Origin of the sequence: Actinoplanes auranticolor (genome assembly GCF_018332655.1) — a bacterium.
Classification (GTDB): Bacteria; Actinomycetota; Actinomycetes; order Mycobacteriales; family Micromonosporaceae; genus Actinoplanes; species Actinoplanes auranticolor.
The window spans coordinates 23,941-42,117 of sequence record NZ_BOQL01000073.1 but is presented as its reverse complement, the minus strand read 5'-3'; the positions used below and the strand labels follow the sequence as shown (position 1 = coordinate 42,117).

The 18,177-nt window shown below is 72.7% G+C and carries 22 protein-coding genes and 1 pseudogene; 6 read left to right on the top strand and 17 right to left on the bottom strand.

All coding sequences use genetic code 11. From position 1 onward, the window contains the following. Nucleotides 1–20: 20 nt before the first annotated feature. Both Aau02nite_RS39935 and Aau02nite_RS39930 read right to left on the bottom strand, forming a co-directional pair. Nucleotides 21–1,556, bottom strand: a complete 1,536-nt coding sequence (locus Aau02nite_RS39935; RefSeq protein ID WP_212993864.1) for a glycosyltransferase family 2 protein — start codon at nucleotides 1,554–1,556, stop codon at nucleotides 21–23. Next, a complete protein-coding gene (locus Aau02nite_RS39930) occupies nucleotides 1,556–1,720 on the bottom strand; it encodes a hypothetical protein (RefSeq protein ID WP_212993863.1) in 165 nt (54 codons plus the stop codon). Before Aau02nite_RS39930 ends, Aau02nite_RS39935 begins: the two co-directional genes overlap by 1 nt. A 223-nt stretch (nucleotides 1,721–1,943) precedes the next feature. Between Aau02nite_RS39930 and Aau02nite_RS39925 the strand changes: the two genes are divergently transcribed. Continuing rightward, the gene (locus Aau02nite_RS39925; protein WP_212993862.1) at nucleotides 1,944–2,963 is read left to right on the top strand and encodes a hypothetical protein; all 1,020 of its coding nucleotides are present in this window, start codon (nucleotides 1,944–1,946) and stop codon (nucleotides 2,961–2,963) included. 64 nt (nucleotides 2,964–3,027) lie between these two features. Here Aau02nite_RS39925 and Aau02nite_RS39920 read toward each other — a convergent pair whose 3' ends face one another. From Aau02nite_RS39920 to Aau02nite_RS39900, 5 genes are all read right to left on the bottom strand, one after another. After that, nucleotides 3,028–3,117 carry an LPXTG cell wall anchor domain-containing protein gene (locus tag Aau02nite_RS39920; protein WP_212993861.1) on the bottom strand — a complete coding sequence of 30 codons (90 nt, stop codon included), beginning with the start codon at nucleotides 3,115–3,117 and terminating at the stop codon, nucleotides 3,028–3,030. Between the two features lie 8 nt (nucleotides 3,118–3,125). After that, entirely contained in the window at nucleotides 3,126–3,452 is a 327-nt protein-coding gene (locus Aau02nite_RS39915) for a hypothetical protein (protein WP_212993860.1), read from the bottom strand. A 92-nt stretch (nucleotides 3,453–3,544) separates the two neighbouring features. Further along, nucleotides 3,545–4,735, bottom strand: a complete 1,191-nt coding sequence (locus tag Aau02nite_RS39910; RefSeq protein ID WP_212993859.1) for an MFS transporter — start codon at nucleotides 4,733–4,735, stop codon at nucleotides 3,545–3,547. 50 nt (nucleotides 4,736–4,785) lie between these two features. Further along, a complete protein-coding gene (locus tag Aau02nite_RS39905) occupies nucleotides 4,786–5,259 on the bottom strand; it encodes a hypothetical protein (protein WP_212993858.1) in 474 nt (157 codons plus the stop codon). Then, on the bottom strand, nucleotides 5,249–5,956 hold the full coding sequence (locus Aau02nite_RS39900) for a TetR/AcrR family transcriptional regulator (RefSeq protein ID WP_212993857.1): 708 nt from the start codon (nucleotides 5,954–5,956) through the stop codon (nucleotides 5,249–5,251). Before Aau02nite_RS39900 ends, Aau02nite_RS39905 begins: the two co-directional genes overlap by 11 nt. 60 nt (nucleotides 5,957–6,016) lie before the next feature. On the opposite strand from Aau02nite_RS39900, the pseudogene Aau02nite_RS47005 reads away from it, so the two are divergent. Then, nucleotides 6,017–6,586 (top strand): annotated as a pseudogene (locus Aau02nite_RS47005) (DUF2306 domain-containing protein); the annotation flags it as partial. A gap of 75 nt (nucleotides 6,587–6,661) precedes the next feature. Here Aau02nite_RS47005 and Aau02nite_RS39895 read toward each other — a convergent pair. Continuing rightward, nucleotides 6,662–8,158: an MFS transporter gene (locus Aau02nite_RS39895; RefSeq protein ID WP_246595803.1), complete on the bottom strand. Its 1,497-nt coding sequence runs from the start codon at nucleotides 8,156–8,158 to the stop codon at nucleotides 6,662–6,664. Nucleotides 8,159–8,201: 43 nt separating this feature from the next. Further along, nucleotides 8,202–8,684: a MarR family winged helix-turn-helix transcriptional regulator gene (locus Aau02nite_RS39890; protein ID WP_212993856.1), complete on the bottom strand. Its 483-nt coding sequence runs from the start codon at nucleotides 8,682–8,684 to the stop codon at nucleotides 8,202–8,204. 207 nt (nucleotides 8,685–8,891) lie between these two features. Here Aau02nite_RS39890 and Aau02nite_RS39885 point away from each other — a divergent pair, with 207 nt between their 5' ends. Continuing rightward, nucleotides 8,892–10,109: an exonuclease domain-containing protein gene (locus tag Aau02nite_RS39885; protein WP_212993855.1), complete on the top strand. Its 1,218-nt coding sequence runs from the start codon at nucleotides 8,892–8,894 to the stop codon at nucleotides 10,107–10,109. Between the two features lie 44 nt (nucleotides 10,110–10,153). Here the strand turns inward: Aau02nite_RS39885 and Aau02nite_RS39880 are convergent, their stop codons facing one another. The 3 genes from Aau02nite_RS39880 to metF form a co-directional block, all read right to left on the bottom strand. Continuing rightward, nucleotides 10,154–10,597, bottom strand: coding sequence for an HNH endonuclease (locus Aau02nite_RS39880; RefSeq protein ID WP_212993854.1), 444 nt, complete (start codon nucleotides 10,595–10,597; stop codon nucleotides 10,154–10,156). A 226-nt stretch (nucleotides 10,598–10,823) separates the two neighbouring features. Then, nucleotides 10,824–11,492, bottom strand: coding sequence for a CDP-alcohol phosphatidyltransferase family protein (locus Aau02nite_RS39875; protein ID WP_212993853.1), 669 nt, complete (start codon nucleotides 11,490–11,492; stop codon nucleotides 10,824–10,826). After that, a complete protein-coding gene (gene metF / locus Aau02nite_RS39870; RefSeq protein WP_212993852.1) occupies nucleotides 11,489–12,403 on the bottom strand; it encodes a methylenetetrahydrofolate reductase [NAD(P)H] in 915 nt (304 codons plus the stop codon). The genes Aau02nite_RS39875 and metF overlap by 4 nt, the downstream gene beginning before the upstream one ends. 52 nt (nucleotides 12,404–12,455) lie before the next feature. Between metF and Aau02nite_RS39865 the strand changes: the two genes are divergently transcribed. After that, a complete protein-coding gene (locus Aau02nite_RS39865; protein WP_212993851.1) occupies nucleotides 12,456–13,523 on the top strand; it encodes a polyprenyl synthetase family protein in 1,068 nt (355 codons plus the stop codon). A 27-nt stretch (nucleotides 13,524–13,550) separates the two neighbouring features. Here the strand turns inward: Aau02nite_RS39865 and Aau02nite_RS39860 are convergent, their stop codons facing one another. Continuing rightward, on the bottom strand, nucleotides 13,551–14,465 hold the full coding sequence (locus Aau02nite_RS39860; RefSeq protein WP_212993850.1) for an SDR family NAD(P)-dependent oxidoreductase: 915 nt from the start codon (nucleotides 14,463–14,465) through the stop codon (nucleotides 13,551–13,553). Between the two features lie 101 nt (nucleotides 14,466–14,566). Between Aau02nite_RS39860 and Aau02nite_RS39855 the strand changes: the two genes are divergently transcribed. Further along, a complete protein-coding gene (locus Aau02nite_RS39855) occupies nucleotides 14,567–15,232 on the top strand; it encodes a TetR/AcrR family transcriptional regulator (RefSeq protein ID WP_212993849.1) in 666 nt (221 codons plus the stop codon). Here the strand turns inward: Aau02nite_RS39855 and Aau02nite_RS39850 are convergent. From Aau02nite_RS39850 to Aau02nite_RS39835, 4 genes are read right to left on the bottom strand one after another with little or no spacing between them, the layout of a single operon-like run. Then, entirely contained in the window at nucleotides 15,198–16,034 is an 837-nt protein-coding gene (locus Aau02nite_RS39850; protein WP_212993848.1) for a hypothetical protein, read from the bottom strand. The genes Aau02nite_RS39855 and Aau02nite_RS39850 overlap by 35 nt on opposite strands. Nucleotides 16,035–16,046: 12 nt before the next feature. Then, nucleotides 16,047–16,427: a lycopene cyclase domain-containing protein gene (locus Aau02nite_RS39845; protein WP_212993847.1), complete on the bottom strand. Its 381-nt coding sequence runs from the start codon at nucleotides 16,425–16,427 to the stop codon at nucleotides 16,047–16,049. Beyond that, the gene (locus Aau02nite_RS39840; protein ID WP_212993846.1) at nucleotides 16,424–16,750 is read right to left on the bottom strand and encodes a lycopene cyclase domain-containing protein; all 327 of its coding nucleotides are present in this window, start codon (nucleotides 16,748–16,750) and stop codon (nucleotides 16,424–16,426) included. The genes Aau02nite_RS39845 and Aau02nite_RS39840 overlap by 4 nt, the downstream gene beginning before the upstream one ends. An 8-nt stretch (nucleotides 16,751–16,758) precedes the next feature. Next, entirely contained in the window at nucleotides 16,759–17,136 is a 378-nt protein-coding gene (locus Aau02nite_RS39835) for an Rv2175c family DNA-binding protein (RefSeq protein ID WP_212993845.1), read from the bottom strand. A 93-nt stretch (nucleotides 17,137–17,229) separates the two neighbouring features. Between Aau02nite_RS39835 and Aau02nite_RS39830 the strand changes: the two genes are divergently transcribed. Further along, complete coding sequence (locus Aau02nite_RS39830; protein ID WP_212993844.1) at nucleotides 17,230–18,048, top strand: hypothetical protein; 819 nt, start codon at nucleotides 17,230–17,232, stop codon at nucleotides 18,046–18,048. Nucleotides 18,049–18,177 lie beyond the last annotated feature (129 nt).

Sequence of the window (18,177 nt, the reverse complement as noted above, 5' to 3'; positions counted from 1 at the left end):
GGGCCCGGCGCCGCGAGCGGTCAGGCCGCTGTGACAGGCTCGCGCGACTCGGGCTCAGCAGCGTCCGCTACCGGGGTGGCTGTGTTGTGTTTCAGCGCCAGGTAGAAGCAGAAGATCGCCGGGGCCGCGATCAGCAGGACCGGGAGGGCGCTGCCGGTCAGGTAGATCGACACGGCGGTCAGCAGCACCCCGAAGACGATCTCGGCGCGGTTGGCCACCAGCGCCTGGCGCAGGGTGATCCGCTGGTCCTCCTTGGGGGTCACCACGAACACCGACTTGCCGAACGCCGAGGTCACCGAGGCCCGGAAGCTGATGAACAGCATCGAGCCGTACAGCAGGATCGTGTGCAGCAGATACCAGGCCAGGCGCAGCTTCGGCATGGCGCGGAAGTGGAAGATCACATCGTTGAGCATCGGTGCCAGCAGGAACAGCGCCGTCGGGGCGAGCATCCACAGCGGATACTCGATGCGGTAGCCGAGCACCGGCAGCACGACCACGTGGATCGCCACGTAGACGGAGAACACCGCGGTCAGCGGCAGGTTGTAGGTGAACAGCACGATGTCGAGCTTCTCGAACCAGCTCATCCGCGAGCGCAGGATCACCCCGGTGTAGCGCTTGATGAACTCCATGTTGCCCTGGGTCCACTTGGAGTGGCGCTTCTTGAAGGCCAGGTAGTCGACCGGATACTCCTCCTCGCACACCACGTCGGGCGCGAAGACGGTGTAGTAGCCGGCGTCGCGCGCGGCGATCGAGAAGCACAGGTCCTCGGCCACCACGTGCGGGAAGCCGCCGGCCTCGGTGTAGCACTCACGGCTGACCATGGCGCCGTGCCCGAGCAGCGACAGGAAGCCGTGCCGGTCCTTGACCGTCTGGTACGCGATCCAGTGCGAGTCGACGCCGATCGAGAACATCCGCATGAAGGCGTTGCGATTGCGGGTGGCGATGTGGTTGGCCTGCACGATGCCCGCGTTCGGGTACGCCGCGAAGTAGTCCAGGCTGCGGCCGATGTAGCCGGGCGGGATGATCTCGTCGCTGTCCAGGATGACGAAGTAGTCGAACTCGGCCGTACCCAGGTAGTTGTTGAGGTTGCCGGCCTTGAAGCCGGCCCGGTCCGCGCGCCGCACCACCCGCACGCCGTGCTCGGCGCCGAAGGCGTCGACCTGGGCCAGGTACTCCGGCTTGGACGAGTCGTCCAGGATGACCACGTCGAAGTCGCCGTAGTCCTGCCGCATGCTGCGCAGCAGGCTGTCGGCGGAGAAGTCGTTGCAGGTGCAGTAGACGAGCACGACCCGCGGCTGCGCCGCCGACGCCCGGCGCGGCACCGGCCGCGACCGCCGGGCCGAGATCAGGTGGTAGTACAGCGTGTAGACGACGTCCTTGGTGCCGTTGAGCCAGAAGTACGCGATGAAGACGGTGCTGGCCACGACCAGCGTGACGATCGGCCAGCCGGCCCGGGTGGCCGCGTCGATCTGGTCCAGGGAGGTCTCCAGCAGCGCCGCGAGCAGCACCGACCAGCAGCCGAGAATGATCAGGTAGAGCCGGGGGGACTTGGTCATCAGGAGCCGTCCCGTCGCCGCTTGAGCCGGTCGCCCAGGGCCAGGACCGCGCCGATGCCGACGAACAGCGCGCCGCCGAGCGTCACCGCCGTCAGGCTCGCGGTCTGCCCGAGAATGGTGATCCCGCTGCCGGTGAGCGCCAATGACGCCGAGTTGTCGTACATGATTTGTTCCTCCCGGTGGAAGTGAGTGCCGGGAACCACCTTGGACGGGCGATATTAATGGCGGGTAAAACAGTTCGTTCGACAGCGTTTCGCGCGGGTGCGGCGCCGTATTGTTTCGCCCGGATGAACTCTGTCAATATCTGACGGCTCGGCCACCGAGGCAGGTCAGCGGGGTATTGTGGGGCGCACGGAAACGTTGTGTCCATACCGGAGAAATGGCGGCATGACATTCAAACTGGCCCATGTGCTGACCCTCACACTGGCGGTGCTGCCGCTCACGGCGTGCGGGTCGGACGGCGACCGCCCGGCCCGGGCCTGTCCGGCCGGCACCTCCGCCGCGCTGACGCCGTATCCGGGCCCGGCCGGCTGGATCCAGGGCGCGACCTGGTCCCCGACCACGGATGTGGCCGGCGAGCTGCGGCGGATGCGCGACGGGTACGGCATCGACACGGTCAACGTGTACGGCCTGGAGACGTGGAGCCGGTCCCGCCTCGACGAGTTCTTCACCGCGCTGACCACGTTGCGGATGCGCGCGGTCGTCCGGCTGGAGGCGTACGAACCGGCGACGTTCGCCTTCCGGCCCGAGGACGCGGCAGAGGTGCTCGACAGGCACCGTGAGCTGCTCGACTACGTCCGGGACAAGCCGGTCGCGTACCTCGCGCTGAACATGCCGGTGGACGACCCGCGGGTGCAGGCCCGCCTCGGCGGGGTCAATTCGCAGCTGTCCGGGCAACGCCAGGTGACGTACGCGAAGACGCTGGTGAGCCTGGTCCGGCCGCACGCCGGCCCGGCACCGGTGTTCGTCGGCCTGTTCTACGGCTGGGACGGTTCGTACCGGATCCCGTCCTATCGCGACAGCGGCGCCGACGGCTACGTGCTGACCAGTTACAGCTATCCGGGCAGCCGGGTGCCGCACGCCGGCAGCAGTACGGACGAGCTGATCGACGCCCCCCGGTTGCGGGCGGCAGCGGACCGGGCGGTGGCCGGGCAGCCGGGCGCGCCGATCGTCGTCGAATACGGATTCCAGACGCTGGCCGCGCAGCAGTCAATGCCGGACCAGACCGCGGGATTAGTGGCCGACGTCACGGTTAAACGCGCGGCCCTGCGGGCGACCACGCATTTCTATTGCTCGCGGTACCCGGCCGTCATCGGCACGACGTATTTCGGCTACAACGTTTTCAAGGCGGAGGGAAATCCGCCGCGAACACTCGACTACGGTTTGACGACTCCACCGGCGCAGTAGCACGACGGTCCGCCCCGCGCGGTCGGGTGACCGTCGGAGCGGGCCGTCAGCCGGAGTGCGGTGGTCAGGCGATGAATTTGCGCCGGCGGCGCAGCAGGAGGGTCGCGCCGCCGCCGACCAGGGCCACGCCCACCGCGGCGATGCTGCTGACCACGGCACCGGTCAGGGGCAGGCCACCGCCGTCACGGGCCCGGTGCCCGCAGCCGGCGTGGGCGACGGGGTCGCGGTCGGGGGCGGCGTGCTGTCGCCGGTGGCGGTGCCCGTCGGCGTGGTCGGCACGCCCGCCGGGGTCGTGGCCGGTGTGGTCGTGGCCACCCACGCCTTGCTGTGGCCCACGAAGACGATGTCGTCGTCGTCCGCGGCGCCGGCCTCGATGACCACGGTCTTGTCCCCGGCACCGTCGCTGTCGCTGTCGCTGTCGCTGTCGAACGTCGCGGTGACGCTCGTGACGACACCCGTCTTGCCGGCGTTGCCGGGCAGACGCCACATGATTCACACGGGACACACCGCACCGGATCGGACGGACGGTCCGAGGCCCCTGACCGCGGTCACCGGTTCCGACATCTCCTCCAAAAGCCTGCTTACCTACCAATGTGCACAGTTGCCCCGGCCGGAGGCCGGTGCCGGGAGCGGCGGGCGACGGTTGCCGCCGCGGCGAGGCAGAGGGCGGCCCCGGCCAGCAGGACCGGGCGGGCTCCCAGGTGGACCGCCACCGCGCCCAGCGGGATGGCCAGGGCGGTCGGGCCGAACATGACCGTGTTCGCCGTCGCGGCGACCCGCCCCAGCCGGTCGGGCGGGGTGTGGGTCTGCACGGCCGTCACCGCCGCGGTCAGAGTCCAGGGCAGGCCGATGCCGCCGATCACCGCGCCGACGAGCAACGCCGGCCACCACGGCAGGCAGCGGGCTACCAGGCCGATCGCGAACAACGCCGTGCCCGCCACGCCGACGGCCGTCACGCCCCGCCGGGCGATCAGGCGGCCGACGATCAGGCCGCCCACCACGGAGCCGGCACCCTGGGCACTGACCAGCACGCCGAGGAAGGTCGCGGCCAGGCCCAGGCCGACCGTCACGACCTCGTACTGGGCGGCGGTCGCGAAGCCCGACACGGCGATCGAGACGGCGGCGAGCGTGACGGTCACCCGCAGCAGGCCGTGCCCGGCCAGCACAGCGAGACCGGCGCGCAGACCTGGCCCGGGCGCGACATTCGTGGTGGTCGCCGGGGCGGCGGTCAGGCGCAGAGCGGCGTACAGGACCGCTGCGATCACCGGCATCGCCGCACTGAGGACGGCGACGGCCGCGCCGCCGTGCCAGGCGTAGAGGCCCGCGCCGGCGAGCGGGGCGACGAGCTTGGTGCCTTCCTGGGCGCTGGACCGCCAGCCGTTGACGTCGCCGAGGGCGCCGGCCGGCAGCGCCACCGGGAGCAGGGCCGACTCACCCGCGTCGAGCAGGACGTAGCTGATCCCGTACGTGAGGGCGACGGCGAAGATGAGCCAGCTCTGGGCCACGGTGCGCACCGCCAGCAGGCTCAGCAGGGACGCGGCCAGCAGCAGGTTGGTCGCGATCAGCAGCGGGCGGCGGGGCACCCGGTCGAGCAGGGCGCCCAGCCACGGGCCGGCGAGTGTCGGCGCGTAGACGCAGAGGCCGGTCAGCGCGGCCCGGCTCGGCGACCCGGTCAGATCCAGAATCCAGATGCCCGCCACCAGCGACATCGCGGTGCTACCGAAGCCGGACAGCAGCGAGATCGCCACGAAGAGTACGGCGTTGCGACGCATGCCCCATCCTGGACAGCTGAGCCTGGGCGGCTCAATATCTGTCGGCGTTGTCAACGATCCGTTGACAAGGCCCGGCGCAGGGCCGCGGCGGCGAGCCGGACGTGGCCGGGCAGCGGCGCGGCGGCGAGATCCTCGTCCGCCTGGGCCGCCAGCGCGTAGAGGCCGCCCGGGGGCGCGTCCAGGGCGGTCTGCACGGTGGCCCGCACCAGGGCCGCGCGCGGGAAGCGGGACACCCAGCGGCGGTCGGTGGCGATGCCGCGGTGCAGGTCGTCGACGGCCGCGCGCAGGGTGACGATGCTGTGGGCGTACCGCAGATCCTGGTCGTGGCGCCGCGACCGCGCGGCCGCCACCAGTCGTTGCCGGCGCTGCTCGGCCGCCTGGCGGCTGGCCAGGCCCAGGGCCGCGGCCACCTGGCCCCAGGTGGCACCGGCCTGGCGCGCCCGGTCGATCAGCTCGAGCTCGCGCTCGTCCAGCGCGGCCCGGGCCGCGCCGATCTCCGCGAGGTGCCCGAGCTCAGCCTCCACCGTTCGTCACCATGACGTCCACGCCGTCGAGCACGCGGGTCAGCCCGAAGGCGAACGCCCGCTCGGCATCGTCACCGGCGGCCCGGAATACGCCGGCCGCCGAGGCCGCCGCCAGCGCGGGCATGCGCTCCGGAGTGACGAAGTGGGCGATGAGCCGTCCGTAGTCCGCCGGATCGCCGTCGCCGCCCCGCAGCACGACCGCACCGATCTGGGCCTCGCCGCGGACGAAGTGCAGCACCGTCATCAGCACGTCCAACCGCTCGGCCGGGCCCAGCCCGGTGCCGTCCAGAGCGGACAGACCCCGGTCCAGCCAGGCCAGCTGGCCCGGGTCCAGCGGCGGCCGCCCCGCGGTGACCTGCAGGACCCACGGGTGGGCGTAGTAGACGCCGCGCAGCGCCCGGGCCCAGGTCTCCAGCGCGGGCCGCCAGCCGGTGGACGGCAGCTCGGGCGGCGGGCCGGGGGCGGCGTCGGTCATGAAGGCCAGCAGCTCGTCCTTGTTGGCCACGTGCCGGTAGAGCGACATCGGCGCGCTGCCGAGCCGCTCGGCCAGCCGCGCCATGGAAAGGGCCGCGATGCCGTCGGCGTCGGCGAGGGCGATGCCGGCCGCGACGATCCGTTCGCGGCTCAGCCCCCGACCGCCGGGCCGGTCCGGCTCACCCCAGAGGACACGCAGCGTACGCGGGATCTCGGTCGTCACGGTGGTCATCCTACGAGCGCCCCTTCCGGAGTTCATGCGTATGTCGTACGCTGCTTGCGTATGGCATACGCAACTGAGGAGGCGGCGATGAAGGCACGACCGACGTGGTGGCGGCGACCGTGGGTCTTCCCGCTGGGCGCGCTGGTGACGATCTTTCTGGCTTTCTCGCTGCCGCCGTACCTCAGCCTCGACCCGGACCGCTCCCGCGTCCCGCAGCCCGAGGCCCTCGGGGTCGCGCACTACTGGACGCTGGTGCCGCACGTGCTGTTCGGCAGCATCGCGCTGGCCACGGCGGTCCTGCAGATCTGGCCCTGGCTGCGCGCCCGGCATCCGGCCTGGCACCGGCGGCTCGGCCGGCTCTACGTCTTCGGCGGCGTGCTCCCGGCCGGACTGACCGCGCTGGTGGTGGGGGCGTTCACGCCGTTCGGACCGGTCACCCGGGCCAGCAACGTGCTGCTCGCCGCCCTCTGGCTCGGCTGCACCCTGGCCGGCTGGCGGATGGCCCGGCAGCGGCGCTTCGCCGAGCACCGGCGGTGGATGATCCGCAGCTTCGCCCTGACCGCGTCCATCATCACCAACCGGATCTGGGGTGCGGTCGCCACGATCACCCTCGCACCGCGGCTCGACACGACGTTCCACGGTGACGAGGTGCTGTTCGGCTGGGTCGTGTCCGGGGTGGCCGCCTGGCTCGGCTGGACGCTGCCGCTACTGGCGGCAGAGTGGTGGCTCGAGCGCGACCGGTCCCGCAGCCGCCGCCTCCGCGACCGGCGGATCCCCGTCCAGCCGGACCCTGTCGTCGCCGAGCCCGCTGTCGCCGGCAACAGGTGAGGGACCACGGCGGAGCACAAGGGCGCCTATGACCAGCGCACCCAGGGCGAACCCGGCAGCCGTCAGGAAGGCGCGGCTGTAACCGTCGCGCAGCGCCGCGACCTCGGCCAACCCGGCGGCCAGGCCGGCATCGGTGACCCGGGCCGCCACCACCGCCAGCACCGCCAGGCCCAGCGCCGCGCCGGCCTGCTGCGCCGTGTTCGTCAGGCCGGACACCAGCCCGGTCTCGCCCGGCCCGGCGCCGGCCATCGCCAGCATGATGATCGCCGGGATGACCACGCCGATGCCCAGGCCCATGACGATCAGGGCGGGCAGGACATCGACCGCGTACCGGGGCTCGACCGGCACCCGGACCAGCAGCAGCAGGCCCGCGGCCAGCACGGCGAGTCCGGCCAGCAGCACCGGCCGGGCGCCGAGGCGGGCAGTCACCCGGGGCGCCACGAACAGCGAGATCAGGCCGATCACGATCGGGGTCGGCAGGAACGCCAGGCCGGTCCCGATCGCGTCCAGGCCCAGCACCCGCTGCAGGAACAGCGCGTTGACGAACTGGAAGCCCATCCCGGTGGCGAAGATCAGCACCACGGCGGCACCGGTGCCCAGCAGCCAGCGGCGGCGCAGCACGGGCAGGGGGGCGAGGGGGCGGCGGGCGTACCGCTGGCGGAGCAGGAAGGCGGCGACCAGCAGGGCCGCCGTCACGCCGCACCAGAGGACGCCGTCCACGATGGCGTAGACGCCGAGCGACAGTCCCGCCGTGATCAGCACCGCCCCGCTCACGTCCATTCCGTCGCCCAGCCCGAGGCCCGCCTCGCGGGGCAGCACCCGCAGCGCACCGGCCAGGACCGCCGCGCCGATCGGCACGTTGACCAGGAAGATCCACGGCCAGCCGGCGGCCTCGGTGAGCAGCCCGCCGGCCACGAAGCCGAAGGCGGCCCCGCCGGCCTGGGTGAAGCTGTAGACGCCGATCGCCCGGGCCTGCGGGCCCGGCTCCGGATAGAGCCGCACGATCAGGCTGAAGATCACCGCGGACGCGAGCGCGCCGCCGACGCCCTGCACGAACCGGCCCGCCACGAGCAGCGCAGCCGTGTCCGCAAGACCGCAGAGCAGGCTCGCGGCGGTGAAGACACCCAGGCCGGCGAGGAACATCCGGCGGGCACCGAGCAGGTCACCGAGGCGCCCGGCCAGCAGCAGGAAACCGGCGAAGCCGATCAGGTAACCGTTGACGACCCAGGCCACCCCGGCGGGCGAGAAGCCGAGATCGAGCTGGATGGCGGGCACGGCGACGGCCACGATCGTGCTGTCCAGCACGATCATCAGCGACATCGCGCAGAGCACGGCGAGGGCCGGGCCACGGCGGGGGTACGCGGAAGCAACCATGGTGCGACCGTAGCAGATAGTCCGCTAGCGGACTATCCAGATGTCACCTACTTGTCGCCTGCCGTGCCCGCCGCACCGGCCGGGGTCCCGGCTCCAGGCCGCCGTCGACCAGCTGCCGCAGCGCCGCCACGAAAGCCTCGCGTGCCTGCTCAGGCAGGGCGCCCAGCGCTTCGGCGTGCACCCGGTCGACGATCCGCTGCCCCTCCTCGGCGGCGGCCCGGCCGGCCGCGGTGACCGCGATGATCCGGGCCCGCCGGTCGGTCGCCGACGGGCGGCGCTCGGCCAGCCCGCGTCGCTCCAGGTCGTCCACGGTGCTGACCATCGTCGTCTTGTCCAGATCGGCCAGCGCGGCCAGCTGGATCTGGGTGCGCTCCTCCTCGAGGGCGTGCACCAGGACGCACTGCATGCGCGGGGTGAGATCGACGGCGGCCAGCGCGGCGGCGAGCCGGTTGGACAGGGCGTGACCAGCCATGTTGAGCAGGCCGGTGACATCGCGCTCGGTGCGCTCGGGGGCTGCGGAGGACATGACCGAAGCGTAACGCGCGATCATCCCGTACCGGATGATCCCTTTCCGGGACGACCTGCGGCCTCAGCGTGTCGTCTTCTTCTCGGCAAGCTACGGCTGACAAGACCCCCCACGCAGCGGAGTCCCCCGCCTGCGGTGCGTTGTTAGCGTCATGGCCCGAGCCGGACGGCGCGGGGCAATCAGGACCAACAGCGCGTAGGAGCATCCATGTATGCGGTCATCGATGTCGAGACCACCGGACTGCGCGCCGGCTGGCACGACCGGATCATCGAAATCGCGGTCGTGCACCTCGACGAACGCGGCCGGGTGCAGGAAGAGTGGTGCAGCCTGATCAACCCGGACCGCGATCTCGGACCGCAGCACATCCACGGCATCTCCGCCGCGGAGACCGGCCGGGCCCCGGGCTTCGCGCAGCTCGCCGGGGCGGTCGCCGGCCTGCTGCGGGGACGCACGCTGGTCGCCCACAACCTCGCCTTCGACGCGTTGTTCCTGGCCGCCGAGTTCCGCCGCCTCGGCCACACCGTGCCGGTCGACGCGCGGCACGGCCTGTGCACGATGCAGCTGGCCCCGCACTTCCTGCCCAGCGCCGGCCGCAGCCTGCTGGACTGCCGCCGCGCCGCGGGCCTGCCCGCGCACCGGGCCCACTCGGCCCTGCACGACGCCCACGCGGCGGCCGACCTGCTCGCTTACTACCTGACGATCACCGGCGCCCCGCCCCCGTGGACACCGACCCTCACCGGCGCCCGGGCGCTGCCCTGGCCCGCCCTGCCGGTGGCCGCGGTCGCCGCTGTGCGCCGCCGGTCCCCCGGGGTACGCGAGCCGCACTTCCTGACCCAGCTCACCGACCGCCTGCCCCGGCAGCAGGAGCCCCGGGCAGACGCCTACCTGGACCTGCTCGACCAGGCCCTGCTGGACCGGCACATCTCGGCGACCGAGGCGGACGGGCTCATCGTGGTCGCCGAATCCCTCGGACTCGGGCAGGCCGACGTCCGGTGCCTGCACAAGCGGTACCTGACCGGCCTCGCGGTGGCCGCCCTGGCCGACGGTGTCCTGAGCCCGGCCGAGCGGCACGACCTGGACAGCGTCACCGCCCTCCTCGGGCTTCCCGCCACGGCCGTGGACAAGGCCCTGACCGACGCCGCGCGGGCGGCCGCCGACCCGGACCGGCAGTTCTGGCAGCTGCGGCGCGGCGACCTGGTGGTCTTCACCGGCACGATGCAGCCGGACCGCGAACAGTGGCAGGCCGAGGCCGAAACCGCCGGCCTGGTGGTGGGGGAAGCCGTGAACAAGCGGACCCGGCTGCTCGTCGCGGCCGACCCCGACTCGATGTCCGGCAAGGCCAAGAAGGCCCGCCAGTACGGCATCCCGGTCGTGCACCCGGTCGCGTACCGGGCGATGGTGGACGCGCTGCTGCTGCCGGCCTGATGGACGACCGACGGACCCCCGTGTGAACCCGCCGGCCGTCGTCATCAGTGCGCGGTCAGTGCCGCCCAGCCGGGTGCCGTCGGCGCCCGGCGCAGCGGCATCCGCGCCTCCGCCGGCGTGCGGTCGCCCTTGCGCTGGTTGCAGCGCCCGCAGGCCGCGACGGTGTTGAGCCAGGTGTTGCCGCCGCCCCGCGAGCGCGGCAGCACGTGGTCGATGGTGGACGCGGCGCCGCCGCAGTACGCGCAACGGCGGCCGTCGCGGGTCAGCACGCCGCCGCGGGACCAGCCCGGGCCGCGGCCGTGCCGCCAGCGCGTCACCACGTAGCTGACCAGGCGGACGACCGTCGGGATCGGGAAGACACCCATCCGGGCGTCCGGTTGCGCCTCCTCCACGACCGCCACCTCGCGGCACAGCATGCGGATGGCGTGCCGGACGCTGACCCGGTGCAGTGGCCCGGAATCGGCGTTGAGTACGAGGACCACGCTCATCGCGGGTCACCTCCCTGCCTGTCTCGGCACGAAAAAGCCGTCCGTCCCGAGGCACAGGGACGAACGGCGGCCGGTCGGCGCGCAAGCGCGTCAACCGGGGCCGTCAGCCCAGCTCTCGTGCCGGAAGGCAGTCACGTGTATCTCCCTTTGGCCCCGGTGATCCGGGACACGTCGTTGCTGAGAAAGGTAGGGGGTGACGCCATCATGGACAACCGAATAAAGATCCTCAGGCGGACAGTTCGCGGCGTACCGCGACGACCAGCTGGGTCAGTCCGATCAGGCCCAGGGCCAGCCAGACGATCGCCGCCACCAGCACGACGGCCGTCTCCCAGCCCGGGTGGACCAGGCCGGCGACCCCGCCGACCAGCAGCCCGCTGATCGCCACCGAGACCCGGGTGGGACGCTCCCCCAGCGTCACGATGCCCAGGCCGTCCATGCCGCCGGCCGCGGCGCGGGCCCGCACGTACTCGTGCAGCCAGCTCACCGCGGCGCCGGCCGCCGCCAGCCAGCCCGGCACGCCGGCCACCCAGAACGCCGCCAGCCAGGCCAGCTCGCCCAGCCGGTCGGCGACCGAGTCGTAGACGAACCCCAGCCGGCTGGTCCGGCCGGTCACCACGGCGACCGCGCCGTCGAGCGCGTCGGCGAAACCCGCCAGCAGGACCAGCACGGCCCCGAGCAGCAGACCCGAGCGGCCCAGCAGAGCGGCGAACGGCACCGCGAGACAGAGCAGGAGACCGCAGGCGGTGACGGTGGCCGGGCTGATTCGCAGCCGGCCGAGCAGGCTGCCGCCGCGGTACGCCAGCCGGATCCAGCCGCGCACGACCGGTGCGGCGGACTCGGGGTCGAAGCCGCCGTGCAGCCTGGACCAGGCCGCCGCGTACTCCTGCCAGGTCAAGCCGGGACGTTGGCGGCCAGGTGTTGCCACACCTCACGGGTCGCCGTGGATCGGTTCATGGTGATGAAGTGGATGCCCGGCACGCCCTCGTCGAGCAGCCGCTGGCACATCTCACTGCACAGGTCGATGCCGAGCGCGCGCACTGCCGCGGCGTCGTCGGCGACCCGCTCGAAGCGGCTCAGCAACGCGGGCGGGAACGGCGCCCCGGAGAGCTGCGCGGCGCGGGCGATGGTGGCCATCCGCAGCACGGGCATCACCCCCGGCACGATGGGCGTGTCACAGCCGGCGGCGGCCACCCGGTCGCGCAGGCGCAGGTATTCGTCGGCCTCGAAGAACATCTGGGTGATGGCGAAGTCGGCGCCCGCGCGGCACTTGCTGATGAAGTTGCGGGTGTCGCTCTCGATGTCGGCCGAGCGAGGGTGCTTGTACGGGAAGGCGGCGACCCCGACGCTGAAGTCACCGGCCTCGCGCAGCAGCCGCACGAGATCCTCGGCGTAGAGCACGCCGTCGGGGTGGCGCACCCACTCGCCCATCGGGTCGCCGGGCGGGTCCCCCCGGACGGCGAGCACGTTGCGGATGCCGGCCCCGGCCAGGCGCCCGATGACATTGCGCAGCTCGGCGACGGAGTGGTTGACCGCGGTGAGGTGGGCCATGGGCAGCAAGGTCGTCTCGGTGGCGACCCGCTCGGTCACCGCGACGGTGGTGTCCCGGGTGCTGCCGCCGGCGCCGTACGTGATCGAGACGAAGTCGGGCCGCAGCGTCTCCAGCTCGCGGATGGTCTGCCAGAGCAGCTGCTCACCCTCGGGCGACTTGGGCGGCATGAACTCGAACGAGAACGTGGGATCCGGACGACGGATGAGCTCCCCGATCGCCGGAGACGTCGGGAGCCGCGAAGGAAGTCCGAGAGACACACCGCAGACTCTACCGGCTGGCGGACCCGGCGGGACCCGCTAGGTTGGCCCCGTGACGTCCCCGCTAGAACGCGCCGGCCTGCGGCCTCGCGTCGACAAGGCCCTCGCTGTGTTCCTCGCCACCCAGCGGGCCCGGCTGCTCGCCATCGACGAGGCCCTCGCCGACGTCGCCGACGCGCTCGACGACTTCGTGCTGCTCGGCGGCAAGCGGCTGCGCCCGGCCTTCGCCTACTGGGGTTACCGCGGCGCCGGCGGGGCGGACTCCGAGCAGATCGTCGCCGCGGTCGCGGCGCTCGAACTCGTGCAGGCCAGCGCCTTGATCCACGACGACCTGATGGACCGCTCCGACACCCGCCGGGGCGAGCCGTCGGTGCACCGCCGGTTCGCGGCCCGGCACGCCGCGGCCGGCTGGCGCGGGGCCGGCGACAGCTTCGGTGACAGCGCGGCTGTGCTGCTCGGCGACATGGCGCTGGTCTGGTCCGACGAGCTCCTGCACACCTCCGGCATCGAGCCGGCCGATCTGGCCCGGGCCCGGCCGGTCTTCGACGAGATGCGTACGGAGGTGACCGCGGGCCAGTATCTCGACGTGCTCACAGTGGTCACCGGGGACACGTCGCTGGAGCGAGCGAGCAAGGTGGCGCGCTACAAGTCGGCGAAGTACACGGTCGAGCGGCCGCTGCTGCTCGGCGCGGCGCTGGCCGGGGCGCCGGAGCCGCTGCTGCAGGCGTACTCGGGTTACGGACTGCCGCTGGGCGAGGCGTTCCAGCTGCGCGACGACGTGCTCGGGGTGTTCGGCGATCCCGCGCAGACCGGCAAACCGGCCGGTGACGACCTGCGTGAGGGCAAGCGGACGTACCTGGTGGCGGCCGCGCACGCCGCCCTGGGGGCCGGCGAGCGGGCCGAGCTGGAGACGCGGCTGGGCGATCCGGCGCTGGACGACGCCGGCGTGCAACGGCTGCGGGCGCTGATCCGCGACAGCGGGGCGCTGGCGCGCACCGAGGAGCGGATCACCGCCCTGACGACGACGGCGCTGACCGAGCTGGCCGCGGCGCAGGTCGAGGCGGAGGCGCGAGGGGTTCTGCTCGAGCTCGCCGACGCGGCCACGCGCCGGGCGGTCTGAGCGCAGATCCTCCGCGCCTCCCCGCGGTCACGCCGCGGCGACGGCCCGGCCCACCGGGAACCGCACGCCGGTCAGGTCCTCCGAGACGGCCCAGAGGCGTTCCTGCACGGTCACGTCGTAGGACTCGGGGCTGGAAGTGACCAGCTTCGGGTGGCCGCGCGTCTCGGCCAGGCCGTCGGGGCCGTAGTACTGCCCGCCGAGCACGGACGGGTCGGTGGCGGCCCGCAGGGTGGGCAGCGCGCCCGCCGTCGCGGGCTGGGTGATCAGCGGGGCCAGCCAGGAGACCGGTCCGCGCAGGACCGCCGGGATGTTGCGGACCAGTTCGGTGTTGGAGACCCCCGGGTGCGCGGCCACCGCGGCGGTGGTGCCGTGCCCGGCCAGCCGGCGCTGCAACTCGTAGGTGAACATCAGGTTGGCCAGCTTCGACTGGCCGTAGGCGGCGGCCCGGCCGTAGGACCGTTCCCACTGCAAGTCGTCGAAGTGGATGGCGGCGCGGATGCGGTGGCCGGTGCTGCTGACCGTCACCACCCGGGAGCCGGGCACCGGCAGCAGCAGGTCGAGCAGCAGTCCGGTGAGCGCGAAGTGGCCCAGGTGGTTGGTGCCGAACTGCAGCTCGAAACCGTCGTGGGTGGTCTGCCTCGGGGTGTACATCACGCCGGCGTTGTTGATCAGCAGGTCGATCCGCGGGTGGGTGGCGCGCAGGCCGGCCGCGGCGGCGCGGACCGACTCCAGCGAGGTCAGATCCAGTTCCTGGACGGAGACGTCGCCGTTGATGCGGGCGGCGGCCCGCTTGCCCTTCGCCGTGTCGCGCACGGCCAGCACGACGGCCGCCCCGCGCTCGGCCAGCCGCCGGGCGGTCTCGAAGCCCAGCCCGGTGTTGGCCCCGGTGACCACGGCCACCCGGCCGTCCTGGCGCGGGATCTGCTGCTCGGTCCACTTCATCTCGGACTCCTTATGTACCGGCGGTTACTTATACCGGAGACGTTAATGTACCGCCGGTACACTGTCAAGGGACCGCCGGTACCTAAGCTAGGGTTGGCGTCATGACGTTCCAGCGGGCCCGCAACGAGGAGCAGCGTGCGGTCCGGCGCCGGGCGATCCTGGAGACCACCTCGGCGATGCTCGACGAGATGCCGGTCGCCGAGGTGACCCTGAACGAGCTGAGCCGGCGGGTCGGCCTGGCCAAGACGGCGGTGCTGCGCTATTTCGAGTCCCGCGAGGCGGTGCTGCTCGACCTCATGGACGACCGGACCGCGACCTGGCTGGCCGAGCTGGAGCAGGAGCTGGCCCGGGCGATCGACCCGGGCCGCTCCACGGCCGAACGGGCAGAGCAGGTGGCCGACGTGCTCAGCCGGTCGCTCGCCGCCCAGACGGTGCTCTGCGATCTCTACGGCGCGCAGGGCGGGGTGCTCGAGCACAACGTCTCAGTCGAGGTCGTCCGCCGGCACAAGCGGGCCTCACTGGGCAACCTCGCGGTGATGGCCGGCCTCGTCCAGCGGCACCTGCCCGAGATCGGCGACCGCGCCGAGCTGTTCTGCCTGAACCTGCTGCTCATCGGGGGCGCACTGTCCGCCTACACCTCGCCGCCGCCGAGCCTGCTGGCCGTCTACGAGTCCGAGCCGGAGCTCGCGGTCCACCAGATCGAACTGCGGACGGCCCTGCGGCTCGCGATCATCACGTCGCTCGTGGGCCTGCTGCCGCGCTCCTGAGTCCGGCGATCAGGAGAACAGCAGCCGTGAGGCAGAGGGCGGCGGTCAGTGCCTGCGTCGGTTGCGGCAGGGTGTCGGTCGCTGTGATCAGGTCCGGCGACAACAGGGTCGCGGTGTCGTAGACCTCGTAGGGCAGAAGCGTCGCCCCCAGCGCCGTGTCGATCCAGATCAGCGCGGCCGGCACCAGCAGCAGCGCACCACCGGCAGCCAGCGGTCGGCGCTGGGCTGCGGTGACCACGGCGAGTGCGAGCGCGGCCAACGCCAGCAGCAACGGCATCAGGGCCACGACTGCGGGTGGAAGTCTCGGTAACCCCTCAGGGCCGGTTTCCTTCAGGACGGAATTGATCAGCGCGAGACGCGCGGCCGTATAGAAGACGACCAGAACCCCGGCCGCGATCGCCGCCCCGAGCCAGGTCCGGCTCAGCCGCGGCTTCCCCCCGGTCGCCAGCAGGACCAGGACGAACAGGAGCGCGACCGTCACCGGGATCAGGCTCTGGAGCTGGGTGCGCAGGACCGAGCCGTCGTACTGCTCGACGCTGAGGAACTGCAATCCGGTGCCGTCACCGGGCGGCGGCGGCACGGTCAGCGCGGCCCCGGCCACCAGCACGGCCGCCGCGACGGTCGGACCCCACCGCGCCGGCCCGCGGTCAGCCCGCAGGTCGGAGCCGATCGCGCAGGCCAGCAGGCACAGCGTGGCCAGGACCTCAGCCGGGCGGTACAGCGGGCGGGCGAACAGCACCCCGATCACGTGCACCACGGCCAGCACGGCCGCGGCGGTCAGCAGCAACGGCCTCGGACGCACCGCGGGATGGTGTCACAGATCGGCGGAATCGCGCTGTCCCAGGCGGGCCCGGCCCCACTTCAGCAACCGGCTGCCCTCCCCCGCCGCCGGTGTGCGCTGCACCCCGCGGCGGCCCAGCCAGACCCAGATCGACAGGGTCAGCAGCACCAGCGCGAAGCCGAACAGCAGGTCCTCGACCGGCGCGTACACCAGCCGCCAGCCGATGATCGCCGCCGGGTCGTAGACCACGATCCGGCGGCCGGTCAGGATGCCGTTGGACAGCAGCTGGAAGGCGATGATGATCGGGTACGTGGCCCAGAACACCACCCGGGTCACCAGCCGGGTCCGCAGCACCGCGAGATCCACGAGCAGCGCACCGGCCACGCCGAGCAGGGCCGCGACGGTGTAGGTCATTCGTCACCGGCCGGCCGGCGCAGCACAGCCCGGACCGCTTCGAAGCCCAGCACCGCGCAGACCGGCACCACGACGAAGAACAGCACCTCGTCCAGCGGCAGCCCACCGGGGAACAGCACGCCGGTGGTCTGTTCCGGGTCGAAGTCCCAGTGCCCGGCGGCGATCGCCCCGAGGTCCCACAGCACGAAGATCACCACCACCGGCAGCAGCGTGAGCAGCAGCCGCTTCCACCGGCGGAGCACGTTGACCTTCAGCACCGGCTCCAGCCAGATCGCGGACACCAGGCAGCCCACGAGCACGAGCAGATACGAAAGGTGTCGCATGTGGGCGCTCAGAAACCCAGCGCCTGGGCACGCCGCTTGACCTCGCGGGCGCGGTCCCCGCCGAGACCCTTGGCGCCGCAGCCGTCCACGGTTGCGTCCGGCTCGTAGAGCCACCGCAGCGCCTCTTCGTCGTTGTACCCAGCGTCGCGAAGCAACGTGAGGATGCCGGGGAGGTGCTTGAGCACGGTGCTGTTGGCCACCAGCTCCGCCGGCACCACGCGCACACCGTCGCGCCGGACGGCGAGCAGAGCGCCGTCGCGGATCATCTGGTGCACCTTGCTGATCGACACGCCGAGCTTGTCCGCCACGTCGGGCAGGTTGATCCACTCGGTCGGGCCGGTGGGCTGCGGGGCCGCCGCCTCACCCACGGTTACGGAATCGGTCACCCGACCAGCGTGCCATGCCCGCTCCGCGGCTGACCAAGCGGAGCATGCGGAACCGGGAAGTCCCCGGTTCCTCGAGATCGGAGAACAGTCCCGATGACCATGTGGCGCAAAGCCCGCACCGAGGTGGCCGGAGCGTGGCGCTCGGTGCGGTACGACCTGGACCGGCCCGAGCCGGACGCCGGCGAGCCGGAGGCCGGCGTCCGATCCGTCCGCCCGTCCGCCGGCCACCCGGACGTGACCTCGACCGGGCTCAGCACCTTCGGCGGTGCGGGCATGACCGGCGGGCTGCGCACCTCGTACGGCGAGCAGCTCGTGCCCCGGCCGCGCCGGATCGTGGCGGCCTCGGCCTTCGGCGTCCTCGCGGTCGCGGGGGCCGCGGGCAGCTACTTCGCGGTCGTCAACGGGATCGGTGCGCTGGTCGGCGAGAAGCCGGCCGGTGCGGAGCCGTACCCGCTGGCCGCCGAGGCGCCGCGGGGCTCCGAGGGTGATCTGTCCAACTCGGGCCTGGGCCGCGGCACCGCCTACGCGGCGGGCGGCCGGCCACCGGCTGCGGCCACGACGGCGGCTGAGCCCGTACCCGGGACGATCCGGGTGCTGCCCCCGACCGTGGGCGCCGCCGCGCCGGCCGCGCCGCCGCCGATCGTGCCGCAGCCGCCGCGGACCACCTCGGCCGGCCGGCCCGAGACCCGGCCGGCCGACTGCTGTGCGGCGCCGCCGGTGCCGACCCCCACCGCGCCCGTGCCGACGCCGCACAGCCCGTCGGCGACGCCCTCGCCGACCTCGTCCTCGCCGGACGGCAGCGGCTCCCCGGAGCCGAGCGAATCGCCCGTTCCGGCCGAGCCGACCGGCTCGGACGACGCCACGGGGCCGGACCGGGACGAGAACCGGGCTCGCCACGCGCGACAGCACTGATCCGATTTGTCACGATAAGCGACTCGCGGGGCTCCGGCACCGCGGGTCGTTTTCTCCACTTTGCCCTGGTCACCGCTTCGCGCTGTACCCGTTCGGTCTCAGCTGTGAGATCCTGGGCTGCCGCGCCCG